Below are 17,053 nucleotides of genomic sequence, written 5' to 3'. Positions count from 1 at the left end.
GAAAATCCAACAGTTGCTGGATTCTAGGGGCACAATGGCGGCCATGACCATGCCCCGACGCGGCCCGGGCCGGCCCCGGCGCGACGAGACCCGGCCGACCCGCGAGGTGGTGCTCACCGCCGCGACCGCGCTGTTCGCCGAGCGTGGCTTCGACGCCGTCGGGCTGCGGGAGGTCGCCGCCGCCGCCGGGGTCGACGTCGCCACGGTCGCCCACCACACGGGTACGAAGGCAGCGCTCTACGAGGCGTGTTTCGCGCGCGTGTTCGCCGTCGAGCGGCAGGTCCTCACCGAGGCCGCCGAGCGGGCCCGCGCAGCTCTCGACGCGGGCCCGGACACGGCCCGACGGGCGTTGCACGACCTGGTCGACGTGTTCGTGGACTTCCTCCAGGACCACCCGGAGACCACCGCGCTGTGGCTGCGACGCTGGTTGGAGCCGCAGCGGCACGCCGAGTTGGACCAGCGCTACGCCGAGCCGCTCTACCGGCTGGTGGCGGAGCTGTTGACCGCCGCCGCGGCGGCCGGCGCGCTGGCCGAGCCGACCCCGCACATCACCGTGCGCAGCCTGGTCTGGGCCACCCACGGACACGTCGTGGCGTTGGCCGGGGGCGCGCCGGCCGCCCGGGAGCGCCGCGAGTTCCGGGCCTTCGTGCACCGCTTCCTGACCGCCCTGTACGGGCCGACCGGCTCTTGACGAGCCGCCGCCGCCCGACGATTATCCATCGGACGTTGGATTACGTGGGGGCGACGATGCGGGCAGGACCCAGGGTTGCGGTGATCGGCGCCGGCGCGGCTGGCCTCGCCGCCGTCAAGGCACTGCGCGACGCCGACGTCGCCGTGGTCTGCTTCGAGGCCACCGACCAGGTCGGCGGCCTCTGGGTGTACGGGGCTCCGGACTCGCCCGCGTACCGGACGCTGCACCTGAACACCAGCCGTGGCCGTACCGAGTTCGCCGACCATCCGATGCCCGCGGACTGGCCCGACTACCCGGACCACACGCGGGTCGCCGGCTACCTGGGCGACTACGCCGACCGGTTCGGGCTGCGCGACGCGATCCGCCTGCGGCACACCGTCGAGCGGGTCACCCGGCGATCCGACGGCGGGTGGACTGTCGTCGCCGCCGGGCCGGAGGGACCGGTCGAGGTCACCGTCGAGGCCGTCGTCGTCGCCAACGGTCACAACCGGGTGCCCCGGCTGCCCGACCCGCCGTACCCCGGCACCAGCACCGCCGAGCAGATCCACAGCCACGACTACCGTGGCCCCGAGCAGTTGGCCGGCCGACGCGTCCTGGTCGTCGGCGGCGGCAACTCGGCGATGGACATCGCGGTCGACGCCTCGTACGTCGCCGAGCGGACCCTGCTGTCGTTGCGCCGGGGCGTCTGGGTGGTGCCCAAGTACCTGCTGGGTCGCCCCTCGGACACCCTCAACGGCGCGCTGGCCTGCCGGCTTCCGTGGCGGCTGCGCCAACGCATCAGCCAGACGATGCTCGCCACCGCCGTCGGCAACCCCGCCCGCTACGGGCTGCCCGCGCCGACGCACGGCTTCCTGCAGGACCATCCGACGCTCTCGGACGGCCTGCTGTCCCGGCTGACCCACGGCGACGTCGAGGCCCGCCCCGGCGTCGCGGCCCTGGACGGCGACCGGGTCGAGTTCACCGACGGTCGCGCCGACCAGGTCGAAATCATCGTCTGGTGCACCGGCTACCGGGTGGAGATCGGGTTCCTGCCGCCCGAGCTGCTGGGCGGCGGGGCCGACACCCTCGCGCTGTACCGGCACGTGTTCCACCCCGAGGCCCCCGGGCTGACGTTCGTGGGGCTGATGCAGTCCACCGGCTCGGCGTTCCCGCTGGTCGAGGCACAGGCCAAGCTGATCGCCGCGCAGCTCGCCGGCCGGTACGCCCTGCCCGACCCGGCGCGGCAGCGGGCCGCCTGCCGGGCCGAGCTGCGGGCGGCGACGGCCCGCTGGGGTCACCGACGCCCGGCGATGCGGGTGGACTTCGACGCGTACCTGGCCGAGCTGACCCGGGAGCTGAACGCCGGAGCCCGGCGGTGACGAGCCTGACCGGTCGGCGGGTCCTCGTCACCGGGGCGAGCGGCACCTTCGGTCGGCACCTCGGTGTGGCGCTGCGCGCCGATGGCGCCCGGGTGGTGGGGCTCGACCTGCACGCCCGCGCCGACGACGATCCGCCGGTGCTCGGCTGTGACCTGACCGACCCGGCGGCAGTCGCCGCCGCCGTGCGAGAGGCCGTCGCACGGCTTGGAGGGCTCGACCTGCTGATCAACAACGCCGGGGTGGGTGGTCCCGCCCCGGCCGAACTGCCGCCCGACGAGGTGGTCCGCCAGCAGTTGGAGGTGAACCTGCTGGCCGCCTGGCGGACCACCGCCGCCGCGCTGCCGGCACTGGTCGCCGCACGGGGGCGGGTGATCTTCGTGGCGAGCCGGATGGCGGTGCTGCCACTGCCCCTCGCCGCCGCGTACGGGGTCAGCAAGCGGGCCCTCGTCGCGTACGCCGACGCGCTGCGCCACGAGGTGGGCACCCACGTCGGGGTGAGTGTCGTCTACCCCAGCATGGTCGCCTCACCGATCCACGACAGCACCGCCGAGGCGGGGCTGTCCCTGCGGGGAGTGTCCCGCCCCGAGCCCGTCGAGGGTGTCGTCGCGGCGATCCTGCGTGCAGCCACCGCCCGGCGGGCGCCCCGGGACGTGGCGACCACCCGACGCGGCCGGCTGGAGCTGGCCGTCGGCCGGCACGCGCCCGCGCTGGCCGACCGGTTGGTACGCCGTACCCTCGCCGCGCGCCTCGCCGCCGGTGACCTGGACGCCGCGCCGCTGGCCGCCGGGATGCTGCGCCGGCACCGTGACCTCGGCTGAGCGGGAATTGTCGACGGCCCGGCCGCGCTGATCCGTTACAGCACGCGTCGCCCGCCGGTGGCGGCGTTACCGTTGCCAGGGGAGGTGCCGCAGGGTGACCGAGGCGTGGGACGCAGCCGTGGAGGCGCAGATCCGGGGGGCCGTGCAACGCGGCGAGTTCGACAACCTGGCCGGCATGGGCAAGCCGATCCCCGGGCGCGGCATGCCGTACGACGAGTCGTGGTGGATCAAGAGTTTCCTGGAGCGCGAGAAGCTGCCCAGTCACCTGCTGCTGCCCACCCCCCTGCAACTGCGTCGCCACATCGAGCAGGTCCCCGACGAGGTCCGCGACCTGCCCACCGAACAGGCCGTGCGGGCCTTCGTGGCGCAGCTCAACGCGCGGATCGTCGCCTGGCTGCGCAACCCCGACGGTCCCCGGGTGGCGATCCGGCCGGTGAACGCCGACGAGGTGGTACATCGCTGGCGCGCCGAACGGACGCGTCCCGAGGCCAGCACCACCACCGAGCCGGGTGCCGCCGTCGCCCCGGCGCGTCGAGCCCGCCGGAGTTGGTGGCTGCGCTGGGGTCGCCGGCGCTGACCTCGGCCCCACCGAACAGATCCGTACGGTCCCGAACACCTCGTTCCGGTTCCGTGCCCGGCGTGCTGTTGACGCTGGCCGGGGCCGCGAGCGCCTTCGCCGTGCCGCTGAACGCCCTGTTCGGCCGGGCGGTGCCGGTGGTGTACCGGGGACGCGCGTTCGGGGTCGCCATCACCGGCCTCAGTGGCCTGCAGGGGACGGCGATGGTCCTCGCGGGTCTGGCCGCCGACCGTTGGCCGGCCACCACGGTGATCGGGTTCAGCGGAGTGTCCGGGGGCGGTGGCGGTCCTCGCTCTCGGTCCACTGTGGCGGCGTGCCGTCGCATCGGCGCCGTTCGGGCACACCGCCGAACAAGGCCGAACGACTCCGAACGTCGAAAGCCCTACCGCCGAGGTGGGCGGTCGTCGACGCTGAGGTCGTCGGGCGAGTACGGGGTCGCCCTGAGGGGAGAGGAGAAGCGCATGCGCAGCGTTCGCAAGCGTGGCATCAGCTGGACCTGACCGAGACGGTGCACGCCGTCGGCAATCCTTTCGGGCACCGACGGCGTTTCCCACGACAGGCGCGGGCGACGCGAAGGGCGACGGTCCCTCGGCCACCGCGTCGCCCGCCCGCCTTCGCGGTGGGTCAGTCCAGCGCGGCGCGCCAACTCCAGGACGTACGCCGTTCCCGCCCCGGCAGCTCGCCCCGACCCGTCATCCACAGCAGCACGTCGGGCGCGTCACCGGGCGGGGCGTCCGGGAAGAGCCGCCGCAGCACCAGCGTGCTCAGCCGTTGCGGCGGCTGCCACGGCACACCGAGGCCGGTGGTGATGTCGTAGGTGTGCAGGACCGTCTCGGCAACCCCCATGGCCGCGAAGCCAGCCGGGTCGCAGGGACCGAAGTGCCAGGCCCGCGCCGTCGGTGCGGCGGCGTCGACGGCGACCGCGAGCAGCCCCGCGCAGGCACGTACCACGTCGAGCACCCGCGCAGGGCTCGCCGTGGGACGGACCCGCAGGTCGTACGGAAGGTAGGCGTCCGTCGCGAGGCCGGTGACCTGGCCGGCGTACGCGAGCAGGTCGTGCGCGACGTGCGCCGTGGTGGTCCAGCAGCTCCACGTCAACGTGCCGGCGGGTACCGACCAGTCGCGGTCGCGGTGCGGGATGAGCACCCCGATCATCTCGTCGGCCGCGTCCCGCACGTCGGCGCTGGTCACCGGGGACAATCGCCGCTCCTTCGCTCAGCACCACGAAAAGTCGATGCGTGCAAGAATCCATCCTCGCGCACGGGGAGGCGAACGGGATGTTGCCAAACCTGGTGGTGGACACGACGGTACTGCCGCCGCCAGAACGGTTCGAGTACTGGTACGCCCTGGTCGCCCAGGAGACGGCGCCCGTGCACATCACCAGCGCACGGCTGGACGACTTCGTCGCGTACGCCCAGGCCATCGACCTCGGCCGGATCCGGTTGGCCTCGCTGCGGTACCCGTCGCTGCACGCCGCCCGGCCCGCCGGACTGGTCCGCCGAACCGAGACGGACATCTACCAGCTCACGCTGCCACTGACGGGTCGCAGCGTCCTGGTCCAGGACCGCACCGAGACCACGCTCGTCGCCGCCAGGCACTTCACCCTGCTGGACACCGCGCGTCCGCACATCGCCCAGCACCTGGCGGACAGCCCAAGCCTGGCCACCACGATCACCGTACAGATCCCCTACGCGGCGCTGCCGTTGCCGCCGGACCGACTCCATCGTCTGCTGGCCACGCCAATGCCGGCCCACCTCGGCGTCGGCGGACTGCTGGTCCAGCATCTACGCGGCATCGCGGCGCACCCCGAGCAGTACGAGCCCAACCAGGCCGAAATGCTGGGCGGCGTGGCGCTGGACCTGCTCACCGCCACGCTCGCCCAACGCCTCGACATCGAGGGCGTCCTGTCGCCGGAGGCACGGCACACCGCCCTACGTGCCCGCATCGTCGACTTCGTCGACCGTCACCTCGACAACGCCGAACTCAGCCCCCGTACCGTCGCCGCCGCCCACCACATCTCGCTGCGGTCGCTGCACCGCCTGTTCGAAGGCGAGGCGACGACGCCCGCCGAACTCATCCGGGCCAAGCGTCTGGAGCGGTGCCGACGGGATCTGTGCAACCCGCTGTACGCGCGGCAGCCGGTCCACCTCATCGCCGCCCGGTGGGGTTTCACGGACAAGGCGCACTTCAGCCGCCTCTTTCGTGCTCGCTACGGTCGTTCACCGCAGGCGTACCGGGCGGCCGTCGCAGCGGGGGAGTGACGACCCACCCGCCGCGCGCGGGAGCGGACCGCTACCGCCGCCGGTGGTCGGTCGGGTCGTCCGCGACGAACTCGCAGACGGCGGCGCGGATCATCTCTCCGTACGGGTCGTCCGGTAGCTGTGCCAGGTGCGCGCGGGCCCGTGCGAGGTACTCCCGGGCCGGATCGGGGTTGCCGAGTCGCCGGTGGCAGTCGGCGAGGTTGAGATACAGCGATGGCAGGAACACCCGTACCTCCAGCGAGGGCAGGTGCCGCTGGGTACGGTCGTCGGTCAGCTCGGACACGGCGGCCAGGGCGCGTTCGTCCCAGCGCAGTTCCGCGTCGAGGGTGTCCTGGAGGTCGGCGAGGTGGTGGGCCAGGGTGCAGCGGTGCAGGGCGTCATCGCCGGGGCCGATCTCGTCCCACAGTGCGGTGAGCAGCTGACGAGCCTCGGCGGCTGCCCCGGTCTGGCCGAGCTGCACCGCCTCGACGATCCGGGTCATGGTCGGGTCGGGTGCGGACGCGGTCGACGGCATCGATTTCGCACTTCAGCGGGGAGAGTCGTTCGGGCTTCTCGGTCCCAACGGCGCCGGCAAGTCCACCACCATGCGGATGATCGCCGCGACGTCGCCGATCAGCGGCGGCAGCCTGCGCGTCCTCGGCATGGACCCGATGACGCAGGGGCCACAGATCCGTGCCCGCCTGGGCGTCGTAACCCAGGATGACCACCTCGACAACGAGCTCACCGTCCGGGAGAACCTGCACATCTACGGGCGGTACTTCGGGCTCGCGCGGGCCGTCATCCGCGAGCGGGCGACCCGGCTGCTGGACTTCGCCCAGCTCCGGGAGAAGGGGGTCGAGGAAGATCGGTACGGGATTTGGCGTTAAGCCTTGTACGTGATCTTCAAGTAACGATCGTTTCTTGAAGATCGATAGCGGCGGGCCGCTGACGGGACTTCTCGTCGTCAAAAACCCCTTCAAAAGCCAGGGTGTTCAACAACGCCCTTCTCGCCGTTTCTTGAGAAGATCAGCCGCGTGACGGGCATCGTGGAACCCTCCGAGTTGTTGGCCGCGGAGCCGGCGACGCAGACCGGCATCCGCATCGGATACGCCCGGGTCTCGACCGGCGGGCAAAAGTTGGAGCGTCAGCTCGACGCGCTGAAGGCTGCTGGCTGCCGGCGGGTCTTCGCGGAGAAGCAGTCCGGCCGGGACACCGACCGACCCGAGTTGGCCGTCTGTCTGGAGTTCATGCAGCCCGGCGACACCCTGGTGGTGCTGGCTCTGGACCGGCTGTCCCGCTCGTTGCAGGATCTGATCACCACGGTCGGCGAGCTGCGCGGCCGCGGGGTCGGATTCACCTCGCTGCACGAGAACCTGGACACCACCACCCCGGGTGGGCGCCTCGTCTTTCACGTCTTCGCTGCCCTCGCGGAGTTCATTCGCGAGCTGATTGTCTCCGGTACCCGCGAGGGCTTGGCCGCCGCGCGGGCCCGGGGTCGGGTCGGCGGCCGGCCCACGGTGATGAACGCCGACCTGATCCGGGCGGCGCGGGACTTGCTGCCCAATCCCGATGCCAGCGTGACCTCGATCGCGAAGCTGCTCGGGGTCAGTCCGGGCACGCTGTACAACCACATCCCGGACCTACGGGAGCTGCGCGCCGCCGGCCGGGCACGCGCGGCGCTGCCCACGGCCCGGACCGGCCGGTGAGCGAGGGTGGCTTTCCAACGTGGGGCTGGATGTGAGTGAAGGTGGAGTCCGGCCGGGGATCTCGGTACGGTCCGGCTTCAGGCATTCGCGCAGGGGGTCGACCTGACCAGCGCTGGAGTTGTTTTCGCTGAGAACTACGGCGAGGCATAGGGGCCGACCCTCCTCAAGGTTGAACCTGCGAGCCCAATTGTCCGTTGATTAATTCAGGCGGTGGTCGACGCTCTGGCGAAGGCCACCGCTTCGGAAGTCCATCCAGCACTCTGGCGGGGAGGCAAGCGGGAAGGATCGCGGAGCGGCGTCCGCGTTGTTCCCGTCGGGGCACACCCCCTCGGATCAGGGTAAGAATCAAGAATGAGGAGAATCAGGTATGCGTCTGAAGTCAGTCGGCCGGCGGTCGCTGGTCGGTGGTCTAGCGGTGGCCGCTACGGCCACTGCGGCGCTCGCGATGACCGCAACGCCTGCGTCCGCTGCGATCGGCAATCACCGAGTCCAACTTTGCGCGCAGGGTAACTACACCGCTGACATCACCTGGTCTACCGGTCTGCACAGCTTCATCGTGCCCCAGGGGCAGTGTCAGACCTTCGACATCGTCGGCACCGGGGCCTACACCATCGGTGGCTTCTACAACGTCAGCGGCGCCCATTTCGGCATTACTACGGTCCTGCCGGGGCCCGAAGGCTTCAACTCGAGCACTCCGGGTAGCGCGTGGGGTGCCAGGGGCACGACTACGGCCCCATACACGGTGCGCTGGCAGTAAGGCTCTCAACGGAAACTTCCGGGCCAAGATCAACTGACGCCGCGTGAGTGCCTGGGTCGATGATGGTCGACCCAGGCACTGCCGTATGCGCAGCCGGCAGTCCTCACATGCCTCGCCGTAGTTCTCAGCGAGAAACAACTCCAGCGCTGGTCCTTCTTGCGGGCCTTGTTCTGGGTCATGGTCGGTATCCCTCCAGCAGGGTCCCCACGCGATCCCGCGGTGGCGTCGACCAAGAGCGGGCAGAAGATCCGAACACGCGAGTCGGTGACCCTTGTCCTCACGCCGGTCCTGGTGTTCGACGCCTGGGAGCATGCCTACTACCTCCAGTACCGCAACGTGCGCCCGGACTACGTCGACCGGGATGTGGAACCTGGTCAACTGGGCCGACGTCACCAGGCCGCCGGGGTGATCGCCGCCAAGCACCGCGGTGACCTCGCCGGCGCCGAGGCGCTGCTCGCGGCGTTTCCCGACGACGCGGCCCGGGTCCGCAGGTTCTGCCTGCTGGCCGAGCCGGCCCTGGCGCTGGTCCGGGCGCAGACGCAGCAGACCATGGACGACCTCGTCCGAGAGCTGAGCCTGCACATGGCCGCGGCAAGCCTTGAGTCGCCGCCGGGCGCGGCGGCCTGACTGCAGATGTGTGTCCGGCTCGACTACCCCGATGCGGGCCGCCAAGCCGGACAGCCCCGCTCAGGGTGAGGCCAGGTCGTCGGCGGACGGGTCGCGCAGTGCCCGCAGCACCGGCTGCGCAACCGGCCGGGGGAAGGCGTAGCGGCCGAGCAGGTTGATGTGCTCGTGGCCGAGAGGGGACAGTCGGGCGACGTCGTTGTCAGTGACCGGCTGCCCGGCGGCGCGCAGCGCCCGCACGGCGGCGTCGATGTAGCGGGTGTTCCACAGCACCACGGCGTTGAGGACCAGGCCGAGCGCGCCGAGTTGGTCTTCCTGGCCTTCCCGGTACGCCTGGCGCAGCTCGCCGCGCTGCCCGTGGAAGATCTTGCGGGCGAGCCGGTGTCGGGACTCCTGGACGTTGAGCTGGCGGGTGACCCGGCGCCGGTAGGTCTCGTCGACCGGGTCGACCATCGCCAGTAGGTGCAGGGTCTTGTCGACGCGGCCGTACTCGGTGAACGCCTGCCCGAGCGGGGTCGGGTTGCCGTCCCGGCTGATCATGCGGATCAGGTCGTAGGCGCGGACCTTGCTGGTCACGAGTGGGCCGGCCACCCGCAGCATGTCCGGCCAGTGGGTGCGGACCCGGTCGAGGTTGACCCGGCCGCGGGCGACCGCGCCCAGCGGCCCGTAGTCGGCGAGCAGCCCAGGCGAGGGGTCAGCCCGCCAGAACTGGGTGCCGCCCATGTCCGCGATGCGGGGCGAGAACCGGTAGCCGAGCAGCCGGAACAGGCCGCGGGTCCGACCAGCGCAGCGACGGATGGGCGAACACGTCCCGGCGGCGCAGCGCGGTACGCAACTGCTCCAGCAGGCACAGCACGTAAGCGTCCCGATCCACCGACCCGGCCGGCAGGCGCCGGTTGGCGAACACCGCCGGCCGCCACAACGCCGGCACCAGCGTCGCCTCCACCTCGCCCGGTAGCAACGGCTTGCGCGACACCCGCCGCCGCAGCAACTCCGGCAGCCGGCGCAACGCGTGCAGCAGCCCGGTCGCGGCCGGCGTCGCGTCCAACGGCAACACCTCGGCCAGCAACTCGACGAACGGGCGGACCACCCCGTAGCGGGCGGCGATGTTCGCCCGCAGCGCCGTCTCGTCACCGTCGTCGTCAGGCAGCATCTCCTCCACCACCGCCGCCGCGGCGGTGACCTGCTCGCGAGGGGCGACCCGCTCGACCGCCGCCCACGCCGCCGCGACCTCAACCTGCCCGTCTGGAGCGCTCGCGAGCAGGTCCAGCAGGGCGGTGTTGACCGCCAGCAGCAGCGCCGAAGCCCGCTCCAGCCTCGGCAGCGTCGCCAGGCGCTGCTCCCGGCTGGCCCGCCGCGCCGGGTTGATCACCCGCGTGGCCATCAACAGGTCGAACAAGCCCAGGGCGTCGTCGACGGCAGCGGCCTCCAGGTTCCGGGCGGTGGCCAGCAACGTGGCAGTCTTGCGCGGCTCGGCCAACTCGGCCAACTGCGGTGCCTTCCCGGCCAGGCCGTAGCGGGCCAGCGCCGCCAGCCGGTTCGTCGGAATCGCCTGCACCTGCGCGGCCCGGGCGCCGATCGCCAGGACGGTCGACGCCCGGTCCAGGGCCTTACTCATCGCGACACCGGACGTGCGGGTCGGGGCACGGCGCAGCAGTTCCAGCCCGGACAGCCGTTGCCCGTCCGGCACCGCGAGCAGGTCCCGCAGCCGGTACGGCAACTCCGCGTCCGCCGACGCCGCCGCCTCCGCCAGGGTGCGGTACATCCGCTCGGCGGCCTGGTCACGCACCTGCGACACCAGCCGGGCCAGGGTGCTCACCCCGGGCAGCAGCACCCGGTGCCGACGCAGCCACGCCGTGGCCTGGGTGAACAGCGCGAGCGCCCCCTCGGCGTGGGTCCACGCCCGGCCATCCATGAAGTCCCGCAATTGCTCCTGCGCCGCCGGGTCGGAGAAGTCCCGGTACCCGTACGCGTCACGGATCTCCCACGCATGCTCGTACGCCGTCTTCTCCCGCTCGGTGTACCGCTTGACCACCGACGGATCCAGCACCCCGAGCTGCACCGCGACGTAATCCACCACCGACCACGGCACATCGACCGGATCGGTCAGGAACGTACCCAGATGGCGCACCGTCCCAAGCTGCACCGCGAACCCGATCCGGTTGTGCTCACCCCGACGCTTCCCGACCAACCCCCGATCGGCGTCATCCAGGAAGAAGAACCGCTCCAGCTCCGCCCGCGACGGCTCACCCGCGAACCGCCCATACCCCGCACCTTGGTCATCAGTCAGGAACTCCACCGGCACGGCCGCACAACCTACTACGGCCCAGAACCGGGTTCCGCACCCCGCCGCTCCCGCTTACCGCCAGATTCCGTTCCGTTCTTCCTTCTGACGCGTATTGCATCCGATGCGAACTGGCGACACTTTGCATGTCGCATTCCCGGTGGGACGGCGGTGCTCTGAGCTGCGAATACGCGGTCAGCGGCGATCCTGGAGTGACTGTATCGGGCGCGCGTCTCGTCGATTTCCGCTGTCCCGCTCCCGATAACTTGACCAGCCCAAACGCGGTGTCGGCCGCATCTGATGCGAGATCCACGCGTTGGATGCGAGTGACGGAGGGTGGTCACGGTGGGGTCAAACGGATCGGCGCCGGGCGCAGCCCGGCTGCAGTTAGTCGATGGGGTGCCGCTGCTGCGCCCGGCCGAGCAGGTGTTCGACGCGATGCTCGACGGGTGGCGCAACCAGCAGTTGGCGCGCAACCTCGCGGCGAGCACGGTCGAGGGCCGGCGGGCCACGGTCCGCGCGTTCGCGACGGCGGCCAACGCGTTCCCGTGGCAGTGGGCGCCGCAGATGCTCGACGAGTGGCTCGGGGATCTGCGCTCGATCCGGCATGTCAAGCGGACCACGATCCGTTCCTATCAGGACGCGGTGCGCTCATTCTGCCAGTACGTCACCGATCCGGCCTATGACTGGGCGACGCAGTGTGAGGCCCGGTTCGGGTCGCATCCGATCCAGGTGGTCCACGAGTGGAACACCGCGGTGCACGTCCAGGAGAACGAGGCCGACGCCGCGAAGCGGGCGTTCACCCTCCGCGAACTGCACACCTTCTTCGCCTACTGCGATGAGCAGGTGGACCGCATCCGCAGCTTCGGCCGCAAGGGCTGGCTGCCGGCGTTCCGCGACGCGACCCTGTTCAAGACTGCGTACGCCTACGGGCTGCGCCGCAACGAGACCCGGATGCTGGATGCGACCGACTTCGGCCGCAACCCGCGCGGGACGGAGTTCGGCGAGTACGGCGTCTGCTACGTCCGGCACGGCAAGGCCAAGAAGGGCTCACCACCGAAACGGCGCAGCGTGCTGACGGTCTTCGGCTGGACGACCGACGTGCTCGACGAGTGGTTCACCGAGGGCAGACCGCTGTTCGGCGTTGACGGCAACCCGGCGGCCTGGCCGTCCGAACGCGGCCACCGGGTCGGCAACCAGCGCCTGAACTCCCGGTTCGTCGCCTACCGCGATGCCCTCGGCCTCGACGCCGGCCTGGACTTCCACTCGTTCCGCCGTTCCTACGTCACCCACCTCATTGAGGCTGGCCACGACGCCCGGTTCGTCCAGGAGCAAGTCGGCCACGAACACGCCTCCACTACCTCGATCTACACCAACTCTCGGCAATTGCATCAGACGGGCGAGTTTTCGCAGGTCGCCTGATCAGTGGCGTGCGGCAATAGGCTCGGCACTCCTGCGAAAATGCCCTGCTGACCTGCTCTGCTCGCGCGATGATCCCGTCTGATGCATGATCCTGCCGTCGAACGGTCGCCGTTTGTGGGCTTGGAGGACGGCTTGGGGCGCGGTGATTTGGCGGGTGCGGCACGCCTGCAGCTCGTCTCCGGGGTGGTGCAGTTGCGTCCCGAGGACGCGATGGTCGAGGCGATGTTCAAGGGCTGGCGGGCTCAGCAGACAGCTCGCGGGTTGCTTGAAGACACGATCGCGCCGCGGGAGCGGCTGGTACGCCGGTTTCTGGAGTTCACCAACGAGTACCCGTGGAACTGGGGGCCGGGCGATGTGGACGAGTGGACGCAGTCGCTGACCAGCGAGCGGCAGTTGGCGCCGTCGACGATCCGCGGCTACCAGACTGACCTGCGGTTGTTCAGCGAGTACCTGACCGACGGCCGGTACGGCTGGGCGGTGGAGTGCGAGAAGGCGTTCGGCACGTTCCCGGTGCCGATCTGCCACGAGTGGAACACGATCGCCCACCTCAACGACTACGAAGGCCGCCCGGAGGCCCGCCCGTTCACACGGCAGAAACTGCAGCGGTTCCTGGACTACGCCGACGAGCAGGTCGACCGGGCGGTCCGGGCGAAACGCAAGGGTGCGCTGGCAGCCTACCGGGACGCGACGTTGTTCAAGGTCGTCTACGCGTGGGGTTTGCGCCGCACTGAGACCTCGAAGCTGGATCTGGCCGACTGGGGCCGCAATCCAGCGGCGCCGGAGTTCGGCCGGTACGGCATGTTGCACGTTCGGTACGGCAAAGCGGTGCGCGGTCAGCCACCGCGGCGGCGCAACGTGCCCTCGGTGATGGGCTGGGCGGTCGACGCGGTCGCCGACTACGTGGACAACATCCGGCCGAGGTTCGGCTGCGCCGAGCATCCGGCGTTGTGGGTGACCGAACGCGGCGGGCGGGTGAACCCGGCGGAGATCAACGCGAGGTTCGTCGCCTACCGCGACGCGCTCGGCCTGCCGAAGATCCTCAGCCCGCACAGTCTGCGGCACTCGTGGGTGACCCATCTGACCGAGGACGGGGTGGACCGCCGGTTCATCCAGGAGGCGGTCGGGCATCGCTGCGACACTTCGACGGCGATCTACACCCACGTGTCCGGAGACTTCATGAACACGGCCCTGCGCAAGGCCCTCACACCGGCGTTCGACTCCCCGAGCGGGCAAGAGAAGGAGCGATAGATGGCGGCCAAGCTCGACTATCGGTGGAATCTGCGGCAGGTGATGGCCAGCCGGGAGATGTTCCAGACGACCGATCTGCTCGAACCGTTGGCCCAGCGCGAGATCCGGCTGTCGTCCAGCCAGGTCTACCGGCTGGTGGTCGATCGACCGGAACGGCTGAGCCTGAAGATCCTGATGGCGCTGTTGGACATCCTCGACTGCTCGATGGAGGACCTGATCGAGCCGGTCGCCGCAGCCCAGTCCGCCCGCCAGCGCAAGGTGGTCGGCGGCAGCGACGGCGGAGTCGGCGAGCTGCGACCGAAACGGGCCCGCATCACCGGCGCTGACCGGTAACCGCAGTGCCCGTCACGACGCCGACGGCGCAGGACCCGCCTGCGGTGCCGCCGGTCCTGGCCGACCCGATCGGCGTCACTGTGGCCCTGGTCGCCGCGACCGAGCCGGGCTTGAACCCGGCGATGATCGCGGACATCGTGGCCAGCGTCGCCGGTGGCCGGGTCAAGCAACGCCGCCTCGCTAAGGCCCTGACGGACCGGCCCGCCATGCTGCGCGATGGCCGCTCGCCCGCCCCGCGGGTCGTGGCGGACCTGCTGATCGCGCTGCGCCGCGCCGGCGCGGCCGCGATCTCGGACCCGGTCTGCGCGGGCTGCGGCAAGCCGCTGCGCAGCCTGCAACGCCGCGGCGAGGACTGGTACTGCGCGCCCTGCGACCGCCGACCGCAACCGTGTGGCGTGTGTGGCCAGTCCCGGCCGGTGGCCTTCCGCGACCGCCACGGCCGTCCGCAGTGTGTTCAGTGCCCGGTCGACGAACGCGATCCGGTCGACACCATCATCACCATCGTGACCGGTCTCGAACCGGGCCTGACCGCGGAATCGGTGGCCAGCGTGGTGCACGCGGCGGCAACCCGACGAGGCCAGCGCCACCAACTGGCCTGGGAGTTACAGGACCGGCCCGATCTCCTCACCGGGGCCGGCGCCGACGCAACCGCCCCCTGCGTGTTGCGGCTGATCGACCTACTCGTCGCCGCGGGCACCCAGACGATCACCGCACCGGCCTGCCCACACTGCCAGCGCCACATCCATCTACACCGACGGATCGACGGGCAGTGGCTCTGCCGCAACTGCGTGGCCAAGACCCGTGCCCGGCCTTGCGCCGAGTGCGGAGCGGTCCGCGAACCCGGCAGCCGCGACGAACACGGCCGGCCGCTGTGTCCGACCTGCCTGCTGCGGCAACCCGCGAACCAGGAAACCTGCACGACCTGCCGACGGCGCCGCCCGGTCAGCGTCCGCACCCCGGACGGACCGCTCTGCCAAGCCTGCCGTCCTTGGCCGACCGGGACCTGCGCGATCTGCGGCCAGACCGGCCCGTGTCTGATCTCCAAGACCACCGGGCAGCCGTGGTGTCGCGCGTGTAAGCAACGGTGGGCCCGCTGCAGCGGCTGCGGACAGGACCGGCCCATCCGGGGCGGCACCATTGACGCGCCGCTCTGCGCGACCTGCACCCGACCCGACCCCGGCTTCTGGCGGTCCTGCCCCGGCTGCGGCGAACCAGGCCGGATCCACGTCGGCGGCAACGCCCGCTGCTCACGATGCACCATCCACCGACGGCTACGTCAGGTACTCGGCGACGACAGCGACACGATCCGGCCCGATTTGCAAGCCCTGCACGACGCGCTCGCGACGACGAACCGGACGGCCACCGTCGAAGGCTGGCTCAACCGCAGCGCCGCCCCCGCCATCCTGCAAGCCCTCGCCGGTCAGCCACTGACCCACGACACGCTCGACGCTCTGCCGCCGGGCAAACCCGTCGAGCACCTGCGCAGCGTACTGGTCGCGATTGGCACCCTGCCCGCCCGCGACGAACTACTGACCCGACTGCACCGGTGGATCACCGACACCATCGCCGCACGGGCCAACCCCGACGAACAGCACCTGCTGCGCCGCTACGCGATCTGGCACGTGCTGCGCCGCCTCCGCGGCAGGCTCAACGGCGCCGACACCACCCATCACCAGTTACTCGCGGCCAAACGCAACATCAACGCCGCCGTCGCCCTGCTCGACCGGCTCGCCAGCTGCGGTCACACCCTCGCCACCGCCCGGCAGGCTGACCTCGACCAATGGCTCGCCGACGACAACGCCCGCCGGGAGGCCGGCAACTTCGTCCGCTGGGCCCGGCGCAACAAACTCACCACGCTCGAGCTCCCCGCCACCCGCTGGGCCGGACCCGCCGCGCCGATCGACACCGAAGCCCGCTGGGAACGCGCCCGCCGACTGCTGCACGACCGCACCATCGACACCGAAATACGCGTCGCCGGCCTACTCGTCCTGCTCTACGCCCAGCAACCCGCCACAATCAGCCGGCTCACCCTCGACCACCTCCAAACCAACCCGGACACCATCCACCTGCGCCTGGGTCGGGAACCGATCGTCCTGCCCGAACCGCTCGCCAGCCTCATCCGCGACCTGGCCAGCACCCGCCGCGGACACGCCGTCATCGGCGCCCCAGGCACCAGCCCATGGCTGTTCCCCGGCGGCCAGCCCGGCCGGCCCATCAGCGCCTTCCAACTCACCAAACGGCTGCGCGACCTCGGCCTCAACCCCGCACAGTCCCGCTCCACCGCACTGTTCGACCTCGCCACCGAACTGCCCGCCGCGATCCTCGCCCGGATGCTCGGCATCCACATCAGCGTCGCCGCCGCCTGGCAACGCGCCAGCGCCGGCGACTGGACCAACTACGCCGCCGACGTCAGCCGCCGGATCAACCAGAAAGGGAGTCCGATGCACAACGAGCAACCCGCGACCCGTCAACCGACCACCCTGACGCCTGAGCGTCTCGCCGAAGTCGACGAGATCATCGACCGCGTCACACGATGGGCCGCACACCGCTCGGACATCATCGGCCTGCTCCTGGCCGGCTCCTACGCACGAAACGCCGCCCGACCCGACTCGGACATCGACCTCGTCCTGCTCACCACCGACCAGGCCAGCTACGCCGACAACACCTGGATACACGACCTCACCATCGGCGGCCTGATCCGAATCCAGTCCTGGGGCGCAGTCACCGAACGACGCTTCCGCACCCCCTCCGGCCTCGAAGTGGAGATCAACATCGGCTCGCCCGACTGGGCCAGCACCGACCCGCTCGATTCCGGCACCCGCCGAGTCGTCACCGATGGCGCGCGCGCACTACACGACCCAACCGGCGCGCTCGGCAACCTGATCCACGCCTGCCAACCCTGACAGCACGGCAACCAGCAGCCATGGCGGGACACCCATTCAGACAGTTCGAATATCCGACGTCGCCAAAGTGCGTCTCCTCGGACTACCGCACC

17 protein-coding genes and 2 pseudogenes are annotated in these 17,053 nt (G+C 70.9%); 15 read left to right on the top strand and 4 right to left on the bottom strand.

Annotation, left to right across the window (positions count from 1 at the left end; all coding sequences use genetic code 11):
* Nucleotides 1–43 precede the first annotated feature (43 nt).
* From ACGFH9_RS11720 to ACGFH9_RS11700, 5 genes are all read left to right on the top strand, one after another.
* Entirely contained in the window at nucleotides 44–691 is a 648-nt protein-coding gene (locus ACGFH9_RS11720; RefSeq protein ID WP_393217576.1) for a TetR/AcrR family transcriptional regulator, read from the top strand.
* Nucleotides 692–747: 56 nt separating this feature from the next.
* Nucleotides 748–2,049: a flavin-containing monooxygenase gene (locus tag ACGFH9_RS11715; RefSeq protein WP_393217574.1), complete on the top strand. Its 1,302-nt coding sequence runs from the start codon at nucleotides 748–750 to the stop codon at nucleotides 2,047–2,049.
* A complete protein-coding gene (locus ACGFH9_RS11710; RefSeq protein ID WP_393217572.1) occupies nucleotides 2,046–2,867 on the top strand; it encodes an SDR family NAD(P)-dependent oxidoreductase in 822 nt (273 codons plus the stop codon). Before ACGFH9_RS11715 ends, ACGFH9_RS11710 begins: the two co-directional genes overlap by 4 nt.
* Before the next feature lie 94 nt (nucleotides 2,868–2,961).
* Complete coding sequence (locus ACGFH9_RS11705) at nucleotides 2,962–3,444, top strand: DUF1992 domain-containing protein (protein WP_393217571.1); 483 nt, start codon at nucleotides 2,962–2,964, stop codon at nucleotides 3,442–3,444.
* A gap of 62 nt (nucleotides 3,445–3,506) precedes the next feature.
* A complete protein-coding gene (locus tag ACGFH9_RS11700; protein ID WP_393217569.1) occupies nucleotides 3,507–3,944 on the top strand; it encodes a hypothetical protein in 438 nt (145 codons plus the stop codon).
* A 124-nt stretch (nucleotides 3,945–4,068) separates the two neighbouring features.
* Here the strand turns inward: ACGFH9_RS11700 and ACGFH9_RS11695 are convergent, their stop codons facing one another.
* A complete protein-coding gene (locus ACGFH9_RS11695) occupies nucleotides 4,069–4,635 on the bottom strand; it encodes a maleylpyruvate isomerase N-terminal domain-containing protein (RefSeq protein WP_393217636.1) in 567 nt (188 codons plus the stop codon).
* Nucleotides 4,636–4,721: 86 nt separating this feature from the next.
* Between ACGFH9_RS11695 and ACGFH9_RS11690 the strand changes: the two genes are divergently transcribed.
* A complete protein-coding gene (locus ACGFH9_RS11690; protein ID WP_393217567.1) occupies nucleotides 4,722–5,705 on the top strand; it encodes a helix-turn-helix domain-containing protein in 984 nt (327 codons plus the stop codon).
* A gap of 31 nt (nucleotides 5,706–5,736) precedes the next feature.
* Here the strand turns inward: ACGFH9_RS11690 and ACGFH9_RS11685 are convergent, their stop codons facing one another.
* Entirely contained in the window at nucleotides 5,737–6,219 is a 483-nt protein-coding gene (locus ACGFH9_RS11685) for a hypothetical protein (protein ID WP_393217566.1), read from the bottom strand.
* On the opposite strand from ACGFH9_RS11685, the pseudogene ACGFH9_RS11680 reads away from it, so the two are divergent.
* The 5 genes and pseudogenes from ACGFH9_RS11680 to ACGFH9_RS11660 all read left to right on the top strand — a co-directional run.
* Nucleotides 6,185–6,535, top strand: a pseudogene (locus ACGFH9_RS11680) (ATP-binding cassette domain-containing protein); the annotation flags it as partial. The gene ACGFH9_RS11685 and the pseudogene ACGFH9_RS11680 overlap by 35 nt on opposite strands.
* A 192-nt stretch (nucleotides 6,536–6,727) precedes the next feature.
* Nucleotides 6,728–7,390: a recombinase family protein gene (locus ACGFH9_RS11675; RefSeq protein WP_393217635.1), complete on the top strand. Its 663-nt coding sequence runs from the start codon at nucleotides 6,728–6,730 to the stop codon at nucleotides 7,388–7,390.
* A gap of 367 nt (nucleotides 7,391–7,757) precedes the next feature.
* Entirely contained in the window at nucleotides 7,758–8,147 is a 390-nt protein-coding gene (locus ACGFH9_RS11670) for a hypothetical protein (protein WP_393217564.1), read from the top strand.
* A gap of 279 nt (nucleotides 8,148–8,426) precedes the next feature.
* Nucleotides 8,427–8,556 (top strand): annotated as a pseudogene (locus tag ACGFH9_RS11665) (Fe-Mn family superoxide dismutase); the annotation flags it as partial.
* Nucleotides 8,553–8,774 carry a superoxide dismutase gene (locus tag ACGFH9_RS11660; protein ID WP_393217563.1) on the top strand — a complete coding sequence of 74 codons (222 nt, stop codon included), beginning with the start codon at nucleotides 8,553–8,555 and terminating at the stop codon, nucleotides 8,772–8,774. The pseudogene ACGFH9_RS11665 and the gene ACGFH9_RS11660, both read left to right, overlap by 4 nt.
* Nucleotides 8,775–8,834: 60 nt before the next feature.
* On the opposite strand, the gene ACGFH9_RS11655 is transcribed toward ACGFH9_RS11660, so the two are convergent.
* Together ACGFH9_RS11655 and ACGFH9_RS11650 are read right to left on the bottom strand one after the other, a co-directional pair.
* Nucleotides 8,835–9,494 (bottom strand): Tn3 family transposase, encoded by a 660-nt coding sequence (locus tag ACGFH9_RS11655; protein ID WP_393217561.1) that lies wholly within the window; start codon nucleotides 9,492–9,494, stop codon nucleotides 8,835–8,837.
* The gene (locus ACGFH9_RS11650; RefSeq protein ID WP_393217560.1) at nucleotides 9,466–11,076 is read right to left on the bottom strand and encodes a DUF4158 domain-containing protein; all 1,611 of its coding nucleotides are present in this window, start codon (nucleotides 11,074–11,076) and stop codon (nucleotides 9,466–9,468) included. The genes ACGFH9_RS11655 and ACGFH9_RS11650 overlap by 29 nt, the downstream gene beginning before the upstream one ends.
* A gap of 324 nt (nucleotides 11,077–11,400) precedes the next feature.
* Between ACGFH9_RS11650 and ACGFH9_RS11645 the strand changes: the two genes are divergently transcribed.
* The 4 genes from ACGFH9_RS11645 (at nucleotide 11,401) to ACGFH9_RS11630 (ending at nucleotide 16,961) form a co-directional block, all read left to right on the top strand.
* A complete protein-coding gene (locus ACGFH9_RS11645; RefSeq protein WP_393217558.1) occupies nucleotides 11,401–12,477 on the top strand; it encodes a tyrosine-type recombinase/integrase in 1,077 nt (358 codons plus the stop codon).
* Nucleotides 12,478–12,609: 132 nt separating this feature from the next.
* On the top strand, nucleotides 12,610–13,725 hold the full coding sequence (locus ACGFH9_RS11640; protein WP_393217556.1) for a tyrosine-type recombinase/integrase: 1,116 nt from the start codon (nucleotides 12,610–12,612) through the stop codon (nucleotides 13,723–13,725).
* Nucleotides 13,726–14,058 (top strand): helix-turn-helix domain-containing protein, encoded by a 333-nt coding sequence (locus ACGFH9_RS11635; protein ID WP_393217554.1) that lies wholly within the window; start codon nucleotides 13,726–13,728, stop codon nucleotides 14,056–14,058.
* Nucleotides 14,059–14,063: 5 nt separating this feature from the next.
* Nucleotides 14,064–16,961 carry a nucleotidyltransferase domain-containing protein gene (locus ACGFH9_RS11630; protein ID WP_393217552.1) on the top strand — a complete coding sequence of 966 codons (2,898 nt, stop codon included), beginning with the start codon at nucleotides 14,064–14,066 and terminating at the stop codon, nucleotides 16,959–16,961.
* Nucleotides 16,962–17,053: the final 92 nt, after the last annotated feature.

This window comes from Micromonospora sp. NPDC049102 (assembly GCF_043197485.1).
Classification (GTDB): domain Bacteria; phylum Actinomycetota; class Actinomycetes; order Mycobacteriales; family Micromonosporaceae; genus Micromonospora.
This window is presented reverse-complemented; position numbering and strand designations above follow the sequence as displayed.